18 protein-coding genes and 1 pseudogene are annotated in these 20999 nt (G+C 34.5%); 2 read left to right on the top strand and 17 right to left on the bottom strand.

The genetic code is table 11. The features are described from left to right. Positions 1 to 52 precede the first annotated feature (52 nt). Positions 53 to 979 carry a DMT family transporter gene (locus tag ACX9TM_RS03065; protein ID WP_001059054.1) on the top strand — a complete coding sequence of 309 codons (927 nt, stop codon included), beginning with the start codon at positions 53 to 55 and terminating at the stop codon, positions 977 to 979. A 187-nt stretch (positions 980 to 1166) separates the two neighbouring features. Further along, the gene (locus ACX9TM_RS03060; protein WP_000719692.1) at positions 1167 to 1691 is read left to right on the top strand and encodes a DUF4871 domain-containing protein; all 525 of its coding nucleotides are present in this window, start codon (positions 1167 to 1169) and stop codon (positions 1689 to 1691) included. A gap of 299 nt (positions 1692 to 1990) precedes the next feature. Here the strand turns inward: ACX9TM_RS03060 and ACX9TM_RS03055 are convergent, their stop codons facing one another. From ACX9TM_RS03055 to ACX9TM_RS02975, 17 genes and pseudogenes are all read right to left on the bottom strand, one after another. Then, entirely contained in the window at positions 1991 to 3190 is a 1200-nt protein-coding gene (locus ACX9TM_RS03055) for an NAD(P)-dependent malic enzyme (RefSeq protein ID WP_000880780.1), read from the bottom strand. A 59-nt stretch (positions 3191 to 3249) separates the two neighbouring features. Beyond that, a complete protein-coding gene (locus tag ACX9TM_RS03050; RefSeq protein WP_000512722.1) occupies positions 3250 to 4596 on the bottom strand; it encodes a 2-hydroxycarboxylate transporter family protein in 1347 nt (448 codons plus the stop codon). Between the two features lie 122 nt (positions 4597 to 4718). After that, on the bottom strand, positions 4719 to 5426 hold the full coding sequence (locus tag ACX9TM_RS03045) for a response regulator (protein WP_000598666.1): 708 nt from the start codon (positions 5424 to 5426) through the stop codon (positions 4719 to 4721). Continuing rightward, the gene (locus ACX9TM_RS03040) at positions 5423 to 7027 is read right to left on the bottom strand and encodes a sensor histidine kinase (RefSeq protein WP_000746421.1); all 1605 of its coding nucleotides are present in this window, start codon (positions 7025 to 7027) and stop codon (positions 5423 to 5425) included. The genes ACX9TM_RS03045 and ACX9TM_RS03040 overlap by 4 nt, the downstream gene beginning before the upstream one ends. Before the next feature lie 78 nt (positions 7028 to 7105). Further along, complete coding sequence (locus ACX9TM_RS03035) at positions 7106 to 9088, bottom strand: methyl-accepting chemotaxis protein (protein ID WP_065381805.1); 1983 nt, start codon at positions 9086 to 9088, stop codon at positions 7106 to 7108. Positions 9089 to 9369: 281 nt separating this feature from the next. Further along, on the bottom strand, positions 9370 to 10125 hold the full coding sequence (locus ACX9TM_RS03030) for a C39 family peptidase (RefSeq protein WP_033689701.1): 756 nt from the start codon (positions 10123 to 10125) through the stop codon (positions 9370 to 9372). Between the two features lie 7 nt (positions 10126 to 10132). After that, a complete protein-coding gene (locus ACX9TM_RS03025) occupies positions 10133 to 10954 on the bottom strand; it encodes a hypothetical protein (protein WP_000728585.1) in 822 nt (273 codons plus the stop codon). 231 nt (positions 10955 to 11185) lie between these two features. Then, the gene (locus ACX9TM_RS03020; RefSeq protein WP_000715835.1) at positions 11186 to 12436 is read right to left on the bottom strand and encodes a sensor histidine kinase; all 1251 of its coding nucleotides are present in this window, start codon (positions 12434 to 12436) and stop codon (positions 11186 to 11188) included. Beyond that, a complete protein-coding gene (locus ACX9TM_RS03015; protein WP_001238621.1) occupies positions 12433 to 13104 on the bottom strand; it encodes a response regulator transcription factor in 672 nt (223 codons plus the stop codon). The genes ACX9TM_RS03020 and ACX9TM_RS03015 overlap by 4 nt, the downstream gene beginning before the upstream one ends. A 195-nt stretch (positions 13105 to 13299) precedes the next feature. Beyond that, on the bottom strand, positions 13300 to 14004 hold the full coding sequence (locus ACX9TM_RS03010) for a metallophosphoesterase family protein (RefSeq protein WP_000821949.1): 705 nt from the start codon (positions 14002 to 14004) through the stop codon (positions 13300 to 13302). Positions 14005 to 14441: 437 nt separating this feature from the next. Further along, positions 14442 to 15818, bottom strand: a complete 1377-nt coding sequence (locus ACX9TM_RS03005) for an ABC transporter substrate-binding protein (RefSeq protein WP_065381988.1) — start codon at positions 15816 to 15818, stop codon at positions 14442 to 14444. 21 nt (positions 15819 to 15839) lie between these two features. Further along, positions 15840 to 16661, bottom strand: a complete 822-nt coding sequence (locus ACX9TM_RS03000; protein WP_065381987.1) for a carbohydrate ABC transporter permease — start codon at positions 16659 to 16661, stop codon at positions 15840 to 15842. Beyond that, a complete protein-coding gene (locus tag ACX9TM_RS02995) occupies positions 16658 to 17590 on the bottom strand; it encodes a carbohydrate ABC transporter permease (protein WP_000573797.1) in 933 nt (310 codons plus the stop codon). Before ACX9TM_RS02995 ends, ACX9TM_RS03000 begins: the two co-directional genes overlap by 4 nt. Then, positions 17590 to 18687, bottom strand: coding sequence for an ABC transporter ATP-binding protein (locus ACX9TM_RS02990; RefSeq protein ID WP_000571391.1), 1098 nt, complete (start codon positions 18685 to 18687; stop codon positions 17590 to 17592). Before ACX9TM_RS02990 ends, ACX9TM_RS02995 begins: the two co-directional genes overlap by 1 nt. Continuing rightward, positions 18684 to 19250 carry a glycerol-3-phosphate responsive antiterminator gene (locus ACX9TM_RS02985; protein WP_000472003.1) on the bottom strand — a complete coding sequence of 189 codons (567 nt, stop codon included), beginning with the start codon at positions 19248 to 19250 and terminating at the stop codon, positions 18684 to 18686. Before ACX9TM_RS02985 ends, ACX9TM_RS02990 begins: the two co-directional genes overlap by 4 nt. 308 nt (positions 19251 to 19558) lie before the next feature. After that, positions 19559 to 19834, bottom strand: a pseudogene (locus tag ACX9TM_RS02980) (GNAT family N-acetyltransferase); the annotation flags it as partial. A 142-nt stretch (positions 19835 to 19976) separates the two neighbouring features. Beyond that, positions 19977 to 20846 carry an ankyrin repeat domain-containing protein gene (locus ACX9TM_RS02975; RefSeq protein WP_000287336.1) on the bottom strand — a complete coding sequence of 290 codons (870 nt, stop codon included), beginning with the start codon at positions 20844 to 20846 and terminating at the stop codon, positions 19977 to 19979. Positions 20847 to 20999: the final 153 nt, after the last annotated feature.

Genomic DNA, 20999 nt, shown 5'->3' with positions numbered 1-20999 from the left:
TTTTATCATGTCACACATAAAAAATCAAATACTGGAGAGGAGAAACATGATAATGAACAATGGTAGACGTATCGGACTCATTATGATTATTACAGGGGCTACATTATGGGGATTATCTGGTCCAATGATTCAGTGGCTATTTCAACATACTAATGTATCCTCAATTGATTTTTTAACAATTCGATTGTTGCTTGCAGGAATATTTATTTTGTCTTTCTTACTTATAAAGAAACAAAACATATTTCAAATTTGGAAACACCCTAGATATTCTATACAACTTATTATTTTCTCTATTCTCGGCATGCTCGGTGCGCAATACGCCTTTATCGAAACGGTTCATATTAGTAATGCAGTCACAGCAACGCTATTTCAATTTCTAGGTCCTGTTCTTATTACCATGTATGTTGCATTTGAACAAAGAAAATTCCCTGCTTCCATGCAACTATTCGCAATTATAGCCGCGCTAATAGGAACATACTTTATTATTACAAATGGCTCAATTGAAAATATTGTTTTATCCAAAGAAGCTATTATTTTTGGACTATTAACAGCAATCGGATTTGCATTTTATACCCTTCATCCGGCTTCTCTCATTAAAGAATGCGGGACAACTGTAGTAATTGGTTGGGGGATGTTAATCGGAGGAATTGCACTACTTATTTATAATCGTTCATTCGGGTGGAATCAATTTTCACAAACCCTTACACTAAAAACTTTTTCTATGCTTATTCTTATCATTATTAGTGGTACCCTTTCTTTCCTTCTATATATCGGTAGTCTTAAATATTTAGCAGCAACAGAAACAAGCATTTTATCTAGCATTGAACCCCTTGTAGCTGCCATCGTTTCAATCACTTGGCTAAATGAATCTTTTGGAACATATCAATTATTAGGCGGCGTATGTATCGTTCTGTCCGTTATTTTTTTGACGATGCCTCAAAAAGAAACCGAACCAACCTATACAACGGAACAAATATAAAATGAAACTTTAATTAGTGGGGACTATCTCCCACTAATTATTAACCTACACCAATCGGGCTTTTACGGGATAAAAATGTCAAAAGAGGTCGTACAAAACTTACGACCTCTTTTTATACTTTAAAGGAATTGTCCCGCCTTCTAGCAAATACAATTACACTAACAATAAAAACTAGGAGTGTGGCACCATGAAAAAAATCGGAACTATGCTACTTCTCTCCTTCCTCATCACTGGATGCACACAAACGCAACCGGATTCAAAAGAACAAAAAAAAGACGTAATAGCAACGTCATCCACTCAAGTGAACGCACCTTCCTTCTTTCACCTTAGTGTTTTAAAAGATGTAAATTGGGAAGAAACACCTTCTTTCGTAGAAGGAAAAATGCCTTTAAAAGGCATCGAAGGTAAAGTCGCAATGGCTGATAGTCCTATTATCGCAAATGAACAAAATGAAATAATGTGGCACTTTCTAGATTCTGAAATACCAACTGGAAAATTGTCTATTATTGCGCTAAAACAAGGATCTGTAACTCCGACACAAGTACTCTTTCAAAAAGAAACTTCCAAACAAACTTGGACTACTTCAAATACAATCGATTCTACTACAAACGAACTCCCTCTCACTATGTCACTACCTTCATCTGGATTATGGTTATTAAATATATATGTGAATGAAAAATATTATGATCAGTTTGTAATCACTGCTGAGTAAAGTGACAAAAATAAACCACTTTCTTACAACAATGTAATTTCTACGTCATGTACTTCGATAGTTGAATTATCTCTCTTCTCTTATACTTAAAGTAAGAAATGAAACGAGGAGAGATGAGAGATGAGAGATGAAAAAAATGATAGAAGTGATCGTAGCAGTAACTGAGGTTTTAGTGAATGGTAAACAAGTTGCAATGGAATTAAATAAATAATGAAGAAACATAAATAATTCTACACTTCTTCATTATTTTGATTTCTTATCTCAAAAAAGCAGTGCCTTTTAGGCACTGCTTTTCGCTATTAATAACGTGGTATTTTCGTAATTTGTGCCACGCCTGAATCAATAGCTGCTTTCGCTACTGCTTCTGCAACACTTGGAACAACTCTTTTATCTAATGGATTCGGGATTACATAATTCGCATTACGTTCTTCATCAGTAATGATGTTAGCGATCCCATATGCTGCCGCTAATTTCATCTCTTCTGTAATATCAGTTGCGCGCACATCTAACGCACCGCGGAATATTCCGGGAAACGCCAATACATTATTTACTTGATTCGCATAATCCGAGCGTCCAGTTCCTACTACAGCTGCCCCAGCCTCTAATGCATCCTCAGGGAAGATTTCTGGAATTGGATTCGCCATTGCAAACACAATTGCTTTCTCATTCATCGTCTGTACAAGTTCTTTCGTTAATACGTTAGGAGCAGATACGCCAATAAAAATATCAGCTTGGTGAATTGCTTCTTTTAACGTTCCACGCACATGTTCACGATTTGTCTTTTTTGAAACTTCAATTTGTGCTTCGTTCATCCATGTTTCACCTTCACAAACAATACCTTCTAGGCTAACTAACGTAATGTGCTTTGCACCAGCCTTTAATAATAATTTTCCAATTGCAATTCCTGCCGAACCCGCACCGTTAATAACGATTTTCACATTATCCATTTGTTTGCTAACAACTTTTAATGCATTAATAACAGCTGCTAAAACGACAATAGCTGTTCCATGTTGATCATCATGGAATACAGGAATATTCGTTTCTTCTTTTAATCGTTTTTCAATTTCAAAACAACGCGGTGCTGCAATATCTTCTAAATTAATCCCTGCAAATGTAGGCTCTAAATTTTTTACAAGGGTAACGATTTCATCTACATCCGTTGTGCCTAAACATAATGGGAAAGCATCTACATTCGCAAACTTCTTAAACAAAATACTTTTTCCTTCCATAACAGGCATAGCCGCTTTCGGTCCAATGTTTCCTAAACCGAGTACCGCTGTTCCATCTGAAACAACTGCCACCATATTGCCACGTGCTGTATAGTCATACACTGTTTCTTCATCTGCCGCAATTGCTTTACACGACTCCGCTACACCTGGTGTATACGTCAGGCTTAAATCATCCGCTGAATTTACCTCCACTTTACTTGTAATTTCAATTTTCCCTACTAATTCTTTATGCAATAACAATGATCTTTCATTAATTTGATTTGCTAACATACTTATAATCTCCCCTTAATTTGACAAGCTAGCTATATGAATATAGCTAGCTTGTTTGATCATGAAAACATTTTTAATAATATTGTCGCCGTTACAACCATTGCCGCCCCACCTAAACGAGTTGAAATTTGCGCGAACGGCATTAATTCCATACGATTTGAAGCCGATAAAATAGCAACATCTCCAGTTCCGCCTAAACCGCTATGACATCCAGTTACAATCGCCGATTCAACTGGATACATCTTCATCACTTTCCCTACAAGAAAACCTGATGCTACCATTGTAAGAACAACCGATGCGCACACAACAACATATCCTACTGAAAGAACTGCTGCTACGTCTTTTAACGGAATATATAGCAATCCTAATCCAACCATTAAAGGCCAAGTTAAATTCTTCGAAATAAATTTATATAAATGGAATGCTCCTTGCTCCATTTTTGCTGGCATTAATTTAAAGTATTTCACAAGTGCTGCTGAAAAAATCATAATGATTGCCCCAGGAATACCGATGAACTTAGAAGCAAATCCTCCAAAGATGAAGAACGTACACGCAATTAATAAACCTGCTCCCATTAATGAGAAGTCAATTGGCTTCTCTGTATTTTGTTCTTTTAATAATTCTGCTTGATTGTCTGTTTTCACTAATACACCGTTACCACTAAGCTCCGGTTTCTTCTCACCTAAACGCTTCATATACCCTGCACTTACAATTGCGAACATATTTCCAATAATAGCTGCTGGAATAAGCTGTGATACAAACGTCGCTGATGATTCATTTAAAATATCACTATAAGCTAGCGACAATGGTAAAATCCCTTCCCCGATACCACCACTCACAATTGGTACGATGATAAAGAAGAATGTGTGCTTCATTTCAAATCCAAATAATGAACCGACCAATAACCCTACTGCTACAGAAGCTAACGTCCCTACTACTAAAGGAATAAACATACGAACGAAACCTTGTACTAACACTTTACGGTTCATTCCTAAAATACTTCCGACTACTAAACAAGAAATATATAAATATAAAAAGTTCGATTTTTTCATTAACATAGTCGCAGCTTCCATTGAAGCTGGATTCATCCAGTTAAAAAATACAAGTAATGATGGAATAAATAACGAAAGTATTGCTGGACCACCGATATTTTTTAAAATTGGAATTCTCATCCCAATATCGCCTAAGAAAATCCCCATGATCATAATAACTGCAAATCCACCAATCATATCTGCTGGCAATTTATTATATACAGATGCCCCATAAATAATAGCAGCCAATACTACATATAACGGTAAAGGTATAACACCGATTTTTACATTCATAATTTTAGAAGCGAAAGATTCTCTTTGTACTTCATTTCCTTCAGAAAATGATACCGCTTCCACATTCTTTTGAATTCCCATATGGCACCCCCTCGTTTTCTTAATAACAATATTAAAACGCTTTCAATAGTAAAAATAGTTTTTGTAAGTTTTGTAATTGATTTTGTAATTAAAAAAAGTATAAGCGACTTATATTAAGTCGCTTATACGTAAAACTCTATTTTCTTTTGATCAACACATCTTAATTTACTTACAGGTCTGCCCACATGTTGGTACATCATTTCGTTTTCTAACACTCCAATGTCAGTCAAAAACATTACATATTTTCGAATAGAAACTCTTGAAATTCCAACTAATTGTGCCATTTCATCTGTTGTAAACACTCTTCCATTCAACGACTCGATCTTCTGCCAAATTAATTGCAACGTTTGCTTCGTTAACCCTTTCGGAAGCTCTTTCGTGACAGTAGGCTCCCTTTTTTCTTTTTGTAAAATTAACGAATCTAATTCCGATTGACTAATTTTTTGTTGTTCTTTCATGAAAGTAAGTTTTTCTCGATATATAGTTAATGCCTCTTTAAATCGTTCAAATGTAAATGGTTTAATTAAATAATCTACTACACCATATTGTAATGCTTTTTTAATACTTCCCATATCATGTACAGCTGAAATCATTATAATATCAATTTCTTTTTCTTGGTTCCGGATATACATTAAAAGCTCAAAACCAGTCTCTTCAGGCATAAAAATATCAAGTAATACTAAATCTACTCGTGATTTCTCTAATATTTCGATCGCCGACTTTACTGAGTTAACTGCTTGAACAAGTTCAAATCCTCCTACTTGCTCTAAATAATGCGTATTTAGCATTGCTACCATCGGGTCATCTTCTACAATTAAAACTTTAATCATATTTGCCTCTCATCCCTACCTTTAGGTATTTCAATTGTTATCGTTGTTCCCTTACCTACTAATGAATGCATATGAATTTCCCCATTTATTCGCTGTATACTTTCTTTTACAAGATACAAACCATAACCGCGGTTATCTCCCTTTGTGGAATAACCTTTCGTAAATAATTGCTCTATTTCTTTTTCTTGTATACCTTTTCCCGTATCTTGTACTGTAATAGTTAGTATATCCCCATGTTGTATCTTAACTTCAACTCGCTTCTTTTCACAATTCGTAACTGCCTCTAATGCATTATCAATTAAATTTCCGACAATCGTAATAAGTTCATGAGTAATACTTTCATCATCTATTTCCGGCATATAAGAATCTTCACTTATAATTAATTTTATATTTTTCTCTCTAGCATAGCTGAGCTTACCTAGTAAAAAACCAGCAAATACTGGACTTTTTATTCTTTTCATAACTCCACCAATTTCATATTGATGCTCTGATACCATGCCGCTTATATACTTCTGTAATTCTTCATACTGCTTCATATGTGTAAGCCCTAATACGACATGCATCTTATTCATAAACTCATGAGATTGTGCCCGTAATGCTTCTGCATATAGTCTAATACCAGTTAGTTCCTCTGCTAGTTTTCTAATCTCTGTTTTATCACGAAATGTTGCAATTGCACCAACTATTTCTCCTTTTACATATAAAGGAACTCGATTCGTCACAATCGTAATTCCATAAATATTTTGTTCTTCGTTTAATTGTACTTCTCCCGTTTGCAATACTTCTTTTATACGTGAATTTGGCATATACAACTCAACATCTTTACCGATAAAATCTTCTTCAAGTCCGCTTTTTTTAAATAGACGTTTCGCTTCATTATTAATTAATGTTACTCTAGCCTCTTTATCTACAGCAATAATACCTTCCTTTACAGATTGTAGCATCGTATTTCTTTCTTCAAGAATTTTTGCTATCCTGTGCGGCTCAAGACCGAATAAACTTTTCTTTATATGTCTAGCTAGCAATATTGCTCCTATAATTCCGACTAATACACCAACTCCGACACCAATATAAATGATATGTCTACTTTCCTTAACTCTCTCTTTTACATTATCTGCTGAAATACCAACAGCCACAGCTCCAAGTTGTTCACCTGTTTCAGAAAATATTGGTACAAACACTCGCATGGAAATACCTAAAGTTCCTTCTGCTAACGATACATGTTCTTTTCCTTTCAATGCAGGCCCTTCATCTCCCCCAATAAAATGATGCCCTATTTTTTGAGGATTTGGATGTGACTTTCTTATTCCATTCATGTCCATAACTACAATAAACTGAACACCTGTGTTTTGTAATATTCTATTTGTATACGTTTGGATTGCAGAGGTATCTGCTTTCCCAACCAAACCATCGATTACAATCGAATCATTCGCCACAATGTGTGCAATTGTTTTTGCCTTCTCTGCTTGGCTATCCTCCGTCGTCCGTTCTACATTATGACTAATTAATATATCTGTCACAAGTAAAGAAAAAATTACAACTGTACAAACTAACAATGTAATCGTTTTCCATAAATTCCATAGTCTTTTTCTTTTTTTCATCCCGTTAATGACTCCCCTAATTGCTGAATAGAAAAATAAGTAAGGTGATATTATTTTCACCTTACTTATCTGCTGTTATTATACTTTAAATTTACTAGTCATCGCTTGTAGTTCTTCTGCCATCTCAGCTAAGTTTTGCGAAGCTGAACTAATTTCCTCCATGGAATTAACCTGTTCTTCTGTTGAAGCTGCAACACTTTGCATACTAGCTGTATTTTCTTCTGCAGCAGCTGCAATTTCATCAATAGCATTTGTCACTTCATTTGCATCCCCAGCAATTCTCTTCGTTGTTTCTACCATTTGATTAACTTGAGAAACAATATGTGTAGTAGAACTTAAAATTTCCGTAAAACTTACTTTCGTTTTTGTTACAACATCAAGGCCCTGTTGAACTTCTCCATTCACATTATCCATCGCCTTAACAGTATGTTCAATATCCGCCTTAATTTCTGCAATTAAATTTGCAATCTCTCCAGATGACTCTCCTGATTGCTCTGCTAATTTTCTAACCTCATCTGCTACAATAGCAAATCCTCGCCCCTGTTCACCTGCTCTTGCTGCTTCAATAGCCGCATTTAAAGCTAATAAGTTTGTTTGAGTTGCGATGTTTTGAATTGCTTCAGAAATAGCTCCTACTTGCTTTGATTTCTCATCAAGCAGTTTAATAATAGCATCTGACTCGGATACCGACCTAGAAATAGACTGCATTTGTTTTGCAGTTTGTTCAACTAAATCTTCTCCCTCTTCAGCTCTTTCTCGCGCATGTAATGAGGAAATAGAAATTGACTCTGCGCTTCCAGTTACATCTTGAATTGCTGTATTTACTTGTTGCAATGTAGCCGCACCTTCTTCAACACCTTGACTTTGTGATTCAGCCCCACCTGATACTTGTTCCATTGCAATTGTAATTTGATCTGTCGCATCATTTGCTTGCTGTACGCTCGCTGTTAACTCTTCTGCCGATGCTGCAACATGTTCTGCTGAAAAGCTAATTTGGGTAATAACATCTTGTAAAGACGTAGACATTTCATTAAATGAATTCCCTAATTTCCCTATGTCATCCTTGGAATGGATTGTAATTTTCTCTGTTAAATCTCCCTTACTAATTTTATATGCCGATTCAGCTATTTTTCGTAATGGCCTTGTAATAGACTTTGTAATGAAATAAATTAATATACTACCAAATGCAATAGCGATAGCAATGACAATCAAAGTCTTATAAAACACTGGACTGGCAGCTTGGGTAATTTCTTCATCGAACATAACACCAACTACTTTCCAGCCCGTTTTCTCATTTGTTGCAAAGATTAAATTCTTTTTATCATCTTGTTCTGTATAAGACACATTTCCTTGTTTATCTTCATAAATTGGTTTAATCCAAGGATCAGTAACTTTTGCACCTGGTTTTCTAGATGGATGACTAACAATTTTCTTATTTTGATCTAAAATAACTGCATAACCTTTTTCACCAATGTTAATCATTTTGGAAATTTTTAAGATGTTATCTAAATTTAAATTAATTCCTATAACACCTTTACCATCTTTTACTTCTTTCGCAATCGTCACTACCATATTTTTTGTAGATGCTGACTGATATGGCGCAGTAACAATTACTTTCCCTTTATTTTCATGTGCTTCTTTATACCAAGATCTATCTGTTGGATTATACCCATCAGCCATTTGAATAAATGGTTCTCTTATAAACTTTCCCGTCTCTGTTCCAATATAAATACCTTCTACTTCTGGATGAAGCTTTATATATTGTGCTAACTTCGTTCTTACTATTTCTTCTTGTCCATTTAGATATGTATCCTCTGTTAAGATGTCTGCAAAGTACGTCGCATCAACAAATTTCTCTTCTATATTTTGAGAAATAACAGTATTTAAAATCGAAATATTCTCCTTTGCCTTATCTGTCATTTGATGCTCAAAATTTGTTTTGGCAGTTTGATATGAAACACCACCGATAATAATTCCTGGTATAGTTAAAATAATAAAAAATGAAATGATTAATTTTTTATTGATACTCATACATTTAACCCAGTTAAATATTTTTTGCATAATAAGCCTCCTTTATGTAATGTGGATACTTGTGTCATTTTATACAATTAATATATATAAAACAATATATAATGATAACATGTAATTTTTTCGTCAATTATGCATTTTTGCATATCCACTCCTTATACGTATTTTAATCATAAAAATAAGAGAACTTTAGCATTATATATGCTAAAGTTCTCTTATTTCTTAACAGCTTCTACTCTATAAAACTTCTCTTATAATCCTCAAATCTTTACCCTTCGCCTTATAGTCATATTACTAAAACTCTTCGTCCTAATTTATTTAGCGCTCTTTACATAACTAATTGCCTGACTTCCCATTTGTACCCATGCCTGTTCAAAGGTTTCTCTCGGTACTTTTACATCTAAGCTATCCTCAAGTGGATCTCGAATATATACAGATTCCTGATCATACCCAATAAGTACAACACAATGTTCATTATACGTAATAGAAACATCTCCACTATTTGTTTCCCATGTAGTAAATTCAGCTTCATCTAATGGTGCAAATGTTGCATTTGTGATCATGACTACAGGTTGCCCTGCTTTTATACTCTTATAAATTTCTTCTATATTCTTCCCTGTTAAGTCTACAGCTTTATTAGGTAAATATTTTTCCGCTAACTGAAAAAGTGGCCCATGATATACACCATATCCCGATTCAGAAAATGTATAAATATTACCTACAAATCCTTCATTCGGATTCCCGCGCACACCATCGTCTATAAAATCAACTTTTTTTATTTCATTTGCTAATGTCATCTTATCCACTGAAACACCAGCGTATTGTAACATCATCGCTAAGCTCGTCACTTCACAGCCTCTATCCAATTCTGGTAACTGCTGAATTAAGGGAACATTTGCTAAGATGACTTTTTCATCGTTATTACTAAACTCCGTTTCTTTTCCTCTTTGTATATTTGAGAATGTTAACTTCTCTACATACTTTGGAATTCCATTTGTATATACACTCCATATTGCTGCACCTAGTAAAGCTGTACATATATACCACTTCAATTTTCTTATCGCTTTCACACCCTTATTAATTCGTTAAATAAGAATAAAATGCGTCAGCATCCGTTCGTACCATCGGTACAAAATTTAGTTCTTTTCCTTTTTCAGGCTGATCTTTTTTTATCTTTTCCGCTAACTCTTGAATATTCATATTCATTTTATCCATATTAAGCTCATCTGCCATTTGTAGCACCTTTTGTTCATTAATTTCTCTTAATATTTGATATATATCTTTACCATACAAATCAATATGATGTTTTTTTGCTTCTTCTTGTACTTTTTGTTCGTACACTTCTTGTGCTAACTCTTCAATTTCTTTTCCTTTTTGAGAAATATCTAACTTTCCTGCTTCTTCTCTTACTTTCTTTCCGTAGATTTCTTCCGCGATGTCTTCGATTTCTTTTCCATCTGTCGAAATACCTAATTTATCTGCTTCATCTTTAATTTTAATCGCATTAATTTGAGTAATTAAATCTACAATTGATGTATTCTCTATAGATATACCTAGCTTTAACGCTTCTTGCTTTACTTTTGTTTCATAGATTTCTTCTGACAGCATCCCAACATCTTTTCCTTCAATCGATATGCCTAACTGCTCTGCTTCCCTTCCTACTTCTGTTTCATGAATTTCTTTTTCTAGTGTAATTTGTTCTTTTCCTTCCGTTTCAATACCTAGTTTCTCTGCTTTTTCTTCTGTATGCACTGCATGTATCTTACCATTGTTCAATTGTTCTTTACTGCGCTGCGTGTAATCTGTCTTTCCTTTTTGTGTTTCAGAAGGAGAGGCCCCCCCTAATATACTTAAACTCATTACTCCAATAGTGAATACCGTCATCATTTTCTTTTTCAAAATTAATTCCTCCCTCTTATACTTTCTTTCCCATCATTCCCCTAGTTTTTTTAATACTATACATACATCTCATCGCTGCTTGAGATAACATTATGATTGATAAACCCCACTCACATACACCTAATCTCTTCTTCATGTAACGAACTTTCTTTATGCCATACATAATATAAATAGTTTCTTAACTTTCCCTTAAAAAAAGACGACCTTGTAAAAACAAGGTCGTCTTCTTACTTATATTTTTTGATTTTTAGGGAAAATCACTTCAAAACAAGTGCCATCTCCCCATTTGCTCTCTACTGATATTTTTCCGTAATGCTTTTCTACAATCCAATTTGCGATTGAAAGACCTAATCCAGCTCCTTCTGACGTACTTCTTGCTTTATCCCCTTGATAAAAACGATCAAATAATTTCGGAATATCTTCTTCTTTCACTCCTATCCCGTCATCTTTCACCTGTATGCGAATTGAACTACTCGTTTGCGTGCAATCAATTTGAATATGCCCACCTTCGTTTGTATACTTCATCGCATTATCTAACAGTATGACCATCATTTGATGAATCCGCTCTCTATCCCCCATAAAAGATACACCACGTTCTACTTTTAGCATCATTTCTTTTTCTTGATAAGAAGCAATCTCTTTATATGGAGCTACTATTTCTTCTAACAATTTATCAAGTTCAAATATTTTCTTATCCATCTCAATTTGATTAGAATCAGAACGTGCTAGCAATAATAAATTACTAACGAGTTTCGATAACCGCCTACATTCTTTTGAAATTGTAGAAATATCCATCGCTTTTTCTTCTATCGTAGCGGATGGTGACTGGAATAAAACATCCGTTTTTGATTGAATAACTGCAAGTGGTGTCCTGAGTTCATGTGATGCATCAGAAACGAATTGTTGCTGTTTCTCCCATGAACTTTGAATAGGTACAAGTGCTCTACCAGCTAGGAAAAAGCCAATACCTATCGCACAGAGGCTTCCTATGCTACAACCTATAACAAGAATTAAAAATAAAGTATTTAACATTCCTTCTTCCGCTGTTATATCTCGCACGATTTGAACTATTTCTCCATCTTTTTGAAGCGAAAATGCTCTAAAATATCGTCCTTGTACTTCAATATCTTGTAACTCCTCTAATTTTTCGGGAGAAAAACTTTCCAAATTCTCTTCAAAAATAGAACGGAATTTACGGTTATCGCCCTCTATTTTCACTATTTTCCCATTCCAAGTTATTCTAGTTACTCGCGGATCTCCAATTTGGATATTCTCCATGCGTTTTCTTGGTGGTACTTTAACATCTAATTTTTCTCTATACTGAGCTATCATTTTTATAGATTGATCTACTTCACTATAAATACGCTTGTATGTGTACGAATAAATAATACTGCCTAATATACCTATTAATAGAATAAATACTAATGAGTTCACTATAGTCAAACGAATGCGTGTTTTTTGAAACATACTTCCTTTTTTCATTGTTCTTTTAATATATATCCAATACCTCGAACGGTTTGAATATCTTTCTGATAACCGAATGGCTCTAATTTTTTACGTAAATGATGCACATACACTTCTACAATCGCTACTGTCGTATCTGAATCAAATCCCCAAACACGATCAAAAATTTGTTCACGCATTAAAATCTTTCCGCTATTTTGAACAAGGTACTCTAGAAGCTCATATTGTTTTAATGATAACTTCATACCTTTTCCATCTACTTGAACATCTTTATCTTTTCCGAACAATTCAATGCCTTTATAGCGAATTGTTTGCTGCGTTGTTAAACTACCACTTCTGCGTAGTAAAGCACGAATTCTCGCTTTTAATTCAGGGGCCTGAAATGGCTTAACAATATAGTCATCTCCACCAAAGTCCAATCCCTTCACCCGATCTTCTAAAGAATCTCTCGCTGTCAAAAACAGGACTGGTGTTTCAATCTTTTCATCTCGTATTTTTTGAATCACTTCAAATCCGTCCATCCCTGGCATCATCACATCCAGCAAAATTGCATCATATATATTTTGAAGAGCTAAAAACAATCCATCTTCTCCATTTATTGCCGTATCTACTTCAAATTCATCACGTAAAATTTGTACGATAGACTCTAATAACGAAGCATTATCTTCTACTACAAGTAAACGCATGCTCTCACCTTCCATCAAATAGTTCAATTCTATTTATTATTACATTTCTTCTCTTCATAACAAAAGAATGTAGTTACATTACGTAATTTCATTTTTAACTATTTCCTTCTAAAATTTTGAAGTTTTATTATAAAAACTTTGTCTTAAATTTAGCTTAATAAAAAATTGAAAGAAATAAGATTCCTCTTATCTCTTTCAATTTTTTATTACATATACCTTTTTACTCGGCAACTCTAAACAATTTAGCTGACCGCCATACACAGCCCCGCCATCAATCCCAATAATACGATTACTACCAAAATACACTCCGCAATCCTCACTACCATGAAGCGTTTTTGTTTCCGTATGCCCAAATACAATAACCTTTTCACCGCTATATCCATTATGAAATTCATTACGGATCCACATTAATGTATATGGTTCAGATTCAGAAACTCGTTTCATCGGTTCAACCCCAGCATGTACAAATATATACTCTTCTGTTTCAATGTAATGATCTAATTCTTGAATAAACTTTATATGTTCCTCTAATACACGAGAGTGTAAAATCGGTTTTTGGAAGTCTTTCTCATTAACCGCAATATCTTCTTCTACAAATCCATAGCTATATAATGTCTTATCTCCACCATTTCTTTTTACCCAATGGTTCCATGAACGTTCCTCATTTGTCGTTAACGCCTTAATCATCATATCTTCATGATTTCCTTTTAAAATGAGTGCTCCATCTTTTTTCAATTCTCTTACCTTTTCAATTACAGCACGCGCATTTGGACCACGATCTACATAATCTCCCAGTAAGATTAATTGATCCTGTTTCGCATCATATTGAGCTTCTTCCAATAAATGTTCGAACTTTTCTATCTCTCCATGAATATCACTAATAACAAGAATTCTTTTCATATTATCCCCCCTCTTTCTAATTATAGTTCAAAACGACAGAAAGTTCAGAATTGAAATCCCGCATTAACGGGCAGTAAGCCCCCCACTGATTACAGTTTCACTTTATTACAAACTAAACTATTATCCTTACAACAATGTAAGTCTCTTGTCATCCAATTCGATAGTTGTAATTACTGTATTTCCTTATACTGAGAGTAAGAAATGAAACAAAAAATAAGGAGAGATGAGAGATGAAAAAAGTAATGGAAGTTGTAGTAGCGGTAGTAGAGGTTTTCGTAAATGGTAAACAAGTCGCAATGGAGTTAAATAAATAATGAAAAGGACAACATTCACTCTAGACCCTTTACTCATATAAAAGAGATAAGACTTCATCATTTCTTTGATCCCTTATCTCCCTATAAAGAAAGCCGTATCCCTTTTAAGGATACGGCTTTCTCTTATTTTTGACTCGTACGAGCTGAAATGCTAATTGCTCTATCTGTTGCTTTGGCAGCTTCATCTAACGCTTCTTTACTATTCTTCCCGTCATACATCGCTTCTAATGCTTTTACAACTGCATCTCGTGATTCTGGGAATACACTAATTAAAGCCCCTTGTGTTGCTGGAGATTGCTTCGTCGCTTGCAATTGATCTACTGTTACTTTCAACTGTGGATATTTTTCATATTGCTCTTTTACTAATGGCTCATTATATGCATCTGGATTAATTGAGAAATAACCTGTTGCAGTATGCCATTTTGCTTGTACGTCTGGCTTCGTTAAATATTTCATAAAGTCCCAAGCACCTTGTTGCGTTTCTTCTGAAACCATATTCGTCATCCATAATGATGCTCCACCAATAACAACACCATTTTGTTTCGAATCCTCAGGATACGGAATATATGAAACACCTACATTAAACTTAGATGCATCGATTAAATCACGAACACCTGCTGAAGAATCTAAATACATAGCAACTTGTCCAGATTGGAACGCGGCACGAATATCATCCCAACTTGCTCCATACTTTCCAAGTGCGCCAGCTTTATTTAAATCATCTAACATTCCAAATACTTTCTGTCCTTCTTTACCGTTAAATACCGCCTTCTTTGCAGCATCTTTACGGCCGTTTTCGTTATCTACATATAAAGCACCTTGTGTCGCTAACAATTCTTCAAAGAACCAACCGTAGTTAAGCATGGAGAATCCATATTGTTTTACATTTTCGCCTTCTTTAATCGTTAACTTTTTCGCTGCTTCTTGTAATTCCGCATATGTTTTTGGAGCTTTCTCTGGATCTAAGCCCGCCTTTGCAAAAGCATCTTTATTATAAATTAATACTGGTGTAGATGAATTAAATGGCATAGAATACATTTTTCCATCAACTGAATAATAATTTGTAATTGCTTTTTCTAATTTTGACGTATCGTACTTATCTTTTTTTATCCAGCTATCAATTGGTGTGATTTTTTTGCTATCAATCATATATTTCGTTGTAATTTCACTCGATTGAACAAGAGCTGGCGCTTCTTTCGTTGCAGACATCGTTCTAAATTTCGTTAAAGACTCTTCATATGTCCCTTGGAACTCTGCCTTTATCTCATATTTATTTTGCGACTTATTATAGTCTGCAACAAGACCATCTAATACTCCTTGTGTTTTTCCACCCATCGCATGCCAGAAGCGAATTACAGTTTTATCACCATTTTTTTCAACTGGTGCTACTTTTGCCTGTACTTCAGGTTTTCCCTCTGTTTTACTATTTGAACAAGCTGCACTAGATAATGCCATTGTTGCTACCATTAATAGAGCAGCACCTTTTTTAACTAGACTCATTTAAATCTCACCTTCTCTTAGTTATTTAATTGCACCTTTTGTTAATCCTTGTTGTAATTGCTTTTGTCCTAAAAATAGTAAAATCAATGTTGGAATAACGATAACCGTAACACCGGCCATTACGCTTCCCCAATCAGTTGCAACTTCTTGAGACTGAAGCTGCTTTACACCGATTTGCACTGTTCTTACTTTTTCATCAGTGGTCACTAAAAGTGGCCATAAATACATATTCCATGTTGTTAAAAAGCTATATACTCCAAGCGTAATAAAACTCGTTTTACAATACGGTATTACAACGCTGAATAAAAATCTTATATTTCCAATCCCTTCAATAAAAGCAGCTTCTTTCAGTTCATTCGGGAGTGTCATAAAATGTTGACGTAACAAGAAAATACCGAAAGCTGTTGCAAAAAACGGCACTGTCATCCCGGCGAAACTATTGATCCAGCCAAAGTTTTGAATCGTTAAAAAGTTAGGCACCATCGTTGCTTCCCACGGAATAAGCATCGTTGAAATAAACAGGAAGAAAATTAAGTTTCTCCCTTTAAACTGAAGAAAAACAAAAGCATAAGCTGCTAAACTTGATACGATAAGTTGTCCAATCATAACGACTGTCGATACAATTAAACTGTTATATAAGTATGTAAAAATCGGTACTTTCTGAAAAATATTAATGAAATTATCAAAAGTAAACTGGGTCGGAAATAACCTTCTCATTTGAATATCGTCTGGTGTCATAAAGCTTATTAAAAATACATACAGTACAGGAAAAAATACCATCACTGCACTAATAATGAGTAGCATGTATAATAGGAAATTTTGTTTCCACTGTTTAACAATCATTTATAATGCACCTTTCTCTCAGCAAACTTAAATTGAAGTAATGTAGCAACGAAAATGAAAACAAATAATACCATCGCTTGTGCACTTGCTGTTCCAAATTGATGATTCACAAACGCCTCTTTGTAAATCGAGTACACAATTAAATTCGTTGCATCATTTGGTCCACCGTGCGTTAAAATATCAATTTGTCCAAAGCTTTGGAACGCACTAATTAATGTTACTGTTACAATAAAGAATAAAGTTGGTGATAGCATCGGTAATGTAACACGGCGAAGCTTATATAAATAACTAGCACCATCTATAGATGCACTCTCATATAAAGACGTATCAATATTTTGTAAACCACCTAATATAACTAAAAATGCAAAACCTGTATTCACCCAAACTGTTGTAACTGATACAGAGAATAGTGCCCAGTCCGGACTCGTTAACCATGCGATTGCAGGAAGGTTCATAGAGGCTAATATATTATTAAATAATCCTACACTTGGATGAAATAAAAATAGCCAAATCACTGCACTAGCAGCTACTGATATTCCCATCGTCGAAGAAAAAAGAACTCGGAATAACCCAATACCTCTTACCTTTCCATTTGCAATCAATGCAAGAAACAAAGCAAATATAATACTCGTAGGAACTGTATATAAAACAAATAATAAAGTTGATTTTATACTTTTGTAGAAGGCTGGATCAGAGAATAAATATTGATAATTTTCTAAGCCAACGAAAAGATTAGCTTCTCCATGTATATCGGTTAAATAAAAACTATAATAAATCGTCCTAAACAATGGATAGAACAGAAAAATCGAAAATAGCAAAATAGATGGCGCCAAAAACAATAATCCTATTCTTAAATCTTTCGTTCTCTCCCATAATTTTTTCTTTTTTGACACCTTTGTTTGAACTGGTAACTTACTTACTTCGATCATTATTTCGCCACCACTTTCAACTCTTCTTCACCTACCACTTTTAAGCGTTCATTCGTGTTTTCGTTAAAGAAGCATAACTTTTCTTGCGAGAATAATAATTTTACTTTGTCACCTTTGTTCAGGAGTAACTGTCCGATAACTTTCGCACTCCAAGTTGTTCCATTTACCGCAAAGTTCAATATAGATTCATTCCCTAATACTTCTACAGATTGCAACGTCACTTCTTGTCCCTCCTCAGACAGTGCAATATGCTCAGGGCGCATGCCTATGCGAATTGTTCCTTCTGGTAATTGCTTTAACTGTCTAATAGATAATGGAATTTGCAATTGTCCTATATGTAATACACCTTTTTCTTTATTTACTTCCCCATCATTTATATTCATAGAAGGAGAACCTATAAAGCTTGCAACAAATTCGTTTGCTGGTTCGTTATATATGTTAAGTGGTGTTCCAACTTGCTGTATACTTCCTTTATTTAAAACCATGATACGATCACCCATAGTCATCGCTTCTATTTGATCGTGGGTAACGTAAATCATCGTAATTCCTAATCGCTGCTGAATTTCTCTAATTTCAATTCTCATTTGCGCACGTAATTTCGCATCCAAATTCGAAAGTGGTTCATCCATTAAACAGATTGGCGCTTGACTCACAATTGCCCTGGCAAGTGCAACACGCTGTCTTTGTCCGCCTGATAATTGGCCTGGTTTCATTTTCACATACTCTTTCAGTCCTACCATTTCAATAGCTTCCATTAATCGCTTTTGTCGCTCTTCTTTTTGTACTTTTCTTACCTTAAGTCCAAATAAAATATTTTCTTCTACAGATAAGTGTGGATATAATGCATAATTTTGAAATACCATTGATAGATTACGGTCTTTCGGCTCTAGATCATTTGCAACACGTTCATTAATAATTAAATCTCCTGAAGAAATCTCTTCTAAGCCAGCGATCATTCGTAATAATGTGCTTTTCCCGCATCCCGAAGGTCCAACTAAAACAAAAAATTCACCCTTCTTAATATGAACCGATACGCCTTTAACCGCTGTCTCTTCTGCATTTTTATATACCTTTGAAACATTTTTCAATTCAATCACAAGGTTGCACTCCTTTTTTCTTCTTGTATCCATACTTCATAATGACTTGTTGAAATCGCACTTGCTCCTGCACGAATTGCAATTTCCGCATCTTCTCGCGTTTGAATCAGCCCTCCTGCAATAATAGGAAACTCTATTTCCTCTACTAGCTGCTTAATAATAGAAGGCATAATCCCCGGCATAATCTCTACTGCATTTGGTTTAGTCGTTTTACAATTTTCAATTGATTTAGTAAGAGATAAAGTATCTACAATAAAAATACGTTGAATTGTTTTCAATCCAATTTTATTAGCATTTCGAATTGTTGAACCCTTTGTTGAAATAATACCTTGTGCCCCGATAACATCTTGAATATACAAAAGCGCTTCCTCTGTATTCGTATTTAAGCCTTGTATAAAATCACAATGAAGAAATACATCATGTCCATGTTTCTGCAATTCATATACACGCTCTGGTAATTCCAGCATTGAACCAGTCATAAGAAAAACTGTTTTCGGCAATTTTTTGTATGCTTTGTATCCTTTCCAATCCTTTATCATCGCAATATAAGGTTCTTTAAACATTTATTCCACCTAACTGTTCTATTTTTATCCAAACTAAAAACACCTACTTACATAGAACGCCTTTCTCCTTATTTGAACTCTAGGGAATAGAGCACACCTAAGAAAGTGGCACATTATATGTAAGTGGGTGTTCTCAAATGTTCTCTACCCTAGTTATTTTGTTACCTTTACTATATTACGCATTTATTAAGTCAGTTTTGATAGATTGTTAATTAGGTGTTAATCGAATGTTAATATTCACCATATCATTATTTACATTAATCTAGATATTAAAATATAAATAAATAGAACGAAACAATACTTAAAATTCAATCAATATGTAAATTCATTCCATAGTTAATGATTTTTAGTTTGCTTGCCACTGCTTGCAAACTAAAGTTATCCCAAGCAGTACTATAAAGTGGAATGCGCCTTTTCTCTTGTATTGATATGGCCCAGGCTGTAACAACATCAGTACCATATCCGTTCCCTTGAAACTCCGCTAAAGTTTCCACACTTGCCTCAGCAGCTACGGGCGTACTTCTGGCACTGCAACAAACAGAAACTACTTTTTCATTTTTTACAATTGCCAAATAAGGTTGCCTCCTTATTTACTCCATTTACCATCCATTCATAATCTATTTTTCATGTTCAAAATAAAAATCCCATTCAAATACACATTACTGAATCCATCATACTAACTGATTTCTTCATTCTGTCTATCTAAATGGGATTATTTTTCGTTTTTTACTCTACTGGTTGTTGTGGCTGTACTACTTCATTCGCTCCAGCTACCCTCAACATATTTACAATATCTTTAAAACCTCTTTTTTCAGCGTATTGCAGTGGCGTCAGATGTTCCTTGTTAGCCATGTTTACATCTGCACCGTGATCAATAAGTAATTGAATTACTTTCTTATGGTTTTCACTACCATTTCCTAATACAATTGCTTCTAATAACGCTGTTCCACCACGTTCATTTTTATAATTCACATCAATATCTGTATGCTCTAATAATTCTTTAACAACCTCTACATGGCCACGCTCAGATGCAGAAATAAGTGCTGTCCCACCTGACCTAGTCGTTTCTTTCGTATTAACTCCTGCATTAATTAATACTTTTACAATATCCGTATATCCTTCTCTACTTGCATAAAGAAGTGGATTACTTTTTTTCTCATCTTTAATTTCAATATTAGCACCTGCACCAATTAATGCTTTAACTGTCTCTACATGATTTTGGTACGTCGCTGCAAGGACAGGCGTTTCTCCGTTGTCACCTTCTACGTTTATATTCGCTCCATCCTGAATCAACTTCATAGCTGTCTCTGTATCTCCAAGAGTAGCTGAAAGTAACAACTGTTTGTCCATTAAATTTATACTTTTCTCTTCTTTAGATTCTTCCTGTTCTTTATGCTTCTCTTTTTTCTTCTCATTTTTCACATGAACCGGTTTCGATTCTGGTTCTTCTTGCTTATCGCAAGCCACTACCGTCATTAAAAGTCCTAATAAAATACATAATAAAATTTTTTGTTTTCTCACAACTACAGCTCCTATGAAAGATAATGTTTTCTTAACCATTCCTCCATCACATACAATAACTCTTCTTGAGTACATTTATCCATAAGCCCTTTAGATTCCTTCTTTAATCGGATTATCTTAAGCTTATACTATGTTTCTCAACCTATTGAAATGATACGCCTGATGGCCCCATCATTAACATTATGAAGCAATTAGTTTAGCACGTTTTTACCGCATTTGTATACATTT

It is taken from the genome of Bacillus sp. LH1 (genome assembly GCF_057924895.1).
This window is presented reverse-complemented; position numbering and strand designations above follow the sequence as displayed.

Excerpts from the sequence above, each read along its gene's own strand:
- ACX9TM_RS03065 (WP_001059054.1), top strand. The coding sequence starts at position 53 with ATGAACAATGGTAGACGTATCGGACTCATTATGATTATTACAGGGGCT.
- ACX9TM_RS03060 (WP_000719692.1), top strand. The coding sequence starts at position 1,167 with ATGAAAAAAATCGGAACTATGCTACTTCTCTCCTTCCTCATCACTGGA.
- ACX9TM_RS03055 (WP_000880780.1), bottom strand. The coding sequence starts at position 3,190 with ATGTTAGCAAATCAAATTAATGAAAGATCATTGTTATTGCATAAAGAA.
- ACX9TM_RS03050 (WP_000512722.1), bottom strand. The coding sequence starts at position 4,596 with ATGGGAATTCAAAAGAATGTGGAAGCGGTATCATTTTCTGAAGGAAAT.
- ACX9TM_RS03045 (WP_000598666.1), bottom strand. The coding sequence starts at position 5,426 with ATGATTAAAGTTTTAATTGTAGAAGATGACCCGATGGTAGCAATGCTA.
- ACX9TM_RS03040 (WP_000746421.1), bottom strand. The coding sequence starts at position 7,027 with ATGAAAAAAAGAAAAAGACTATGGAATTTATGGAAAACGATTACATTG.
- ACX9TM_RS03035 (WP_065381805.1), bottom strand. The coding sequence starts at position 9,088 with ATGCAAAAAATATTTAACTGGGTTAAATGTATGAGTATCAATAAAAAA.
- ACX9TM_RS03020 (WP_000715835.1), bottom strand. The coding sequence starts at position 12,436 with ATGAAAAAAGGAAGTATGTTTCAAAAAACACGCATTCGTTTGACTATA.
- ACX9TM_RS03015 (WP_001238621.1), bottom strand. The coding sequence starts at position 13,104 with ATGCGTTTACTTGTAGTAGAAGATAATGCTTCGTTATTAGAGTCTATC.
- ACX9TM_RS03010 (WP_000821949.1), bottom strand. The coding sequence starts at position 14,004 with ATGAAAAGAATTCTTGTTATTAGTGATATTCATGGAGAGATAGAAAAG.
- ACX9TM_RS03005 (WP_065381988.1), bottom strand. The coding sequence starts at position 15,818 with ATGAGTCTAGTTAAAAAAGGTGCTGCTCTATTAATGGTAGCAACAATG.
- ACX9TM_RS03000 (WP_065381987.1), bottom strand. The coding sequence starts at position 16,661 with ATGATTGTTAAACAGTGGAAACAAAATTTCCTATTATACATGCTACTC.
- ACX9TM_RS02995 (WP_000573797.1), bottom strand. The coding sequence starts at position 17,590 with ATGATCGAAGTAAGTAAGTTACCAGTTCAAACAAAGGTGTCAAAAAAG.
- ACX9TM_RS02985 (WP_000472003.1), bottom strand. The coding sequence starts at position 19,250 with ATGTTTAAAGAACCTTATATTGCGATGATAAAGGATTGGAAAGGATAC.
- ACX9TM_RS02975 (WP_000287336.1), bottom strand. The coding sequence starts at position 20,846 with ATGTACTCAAGAAGAGTTATTGTATGTGATGGAGGAATGGTTAAGAAA.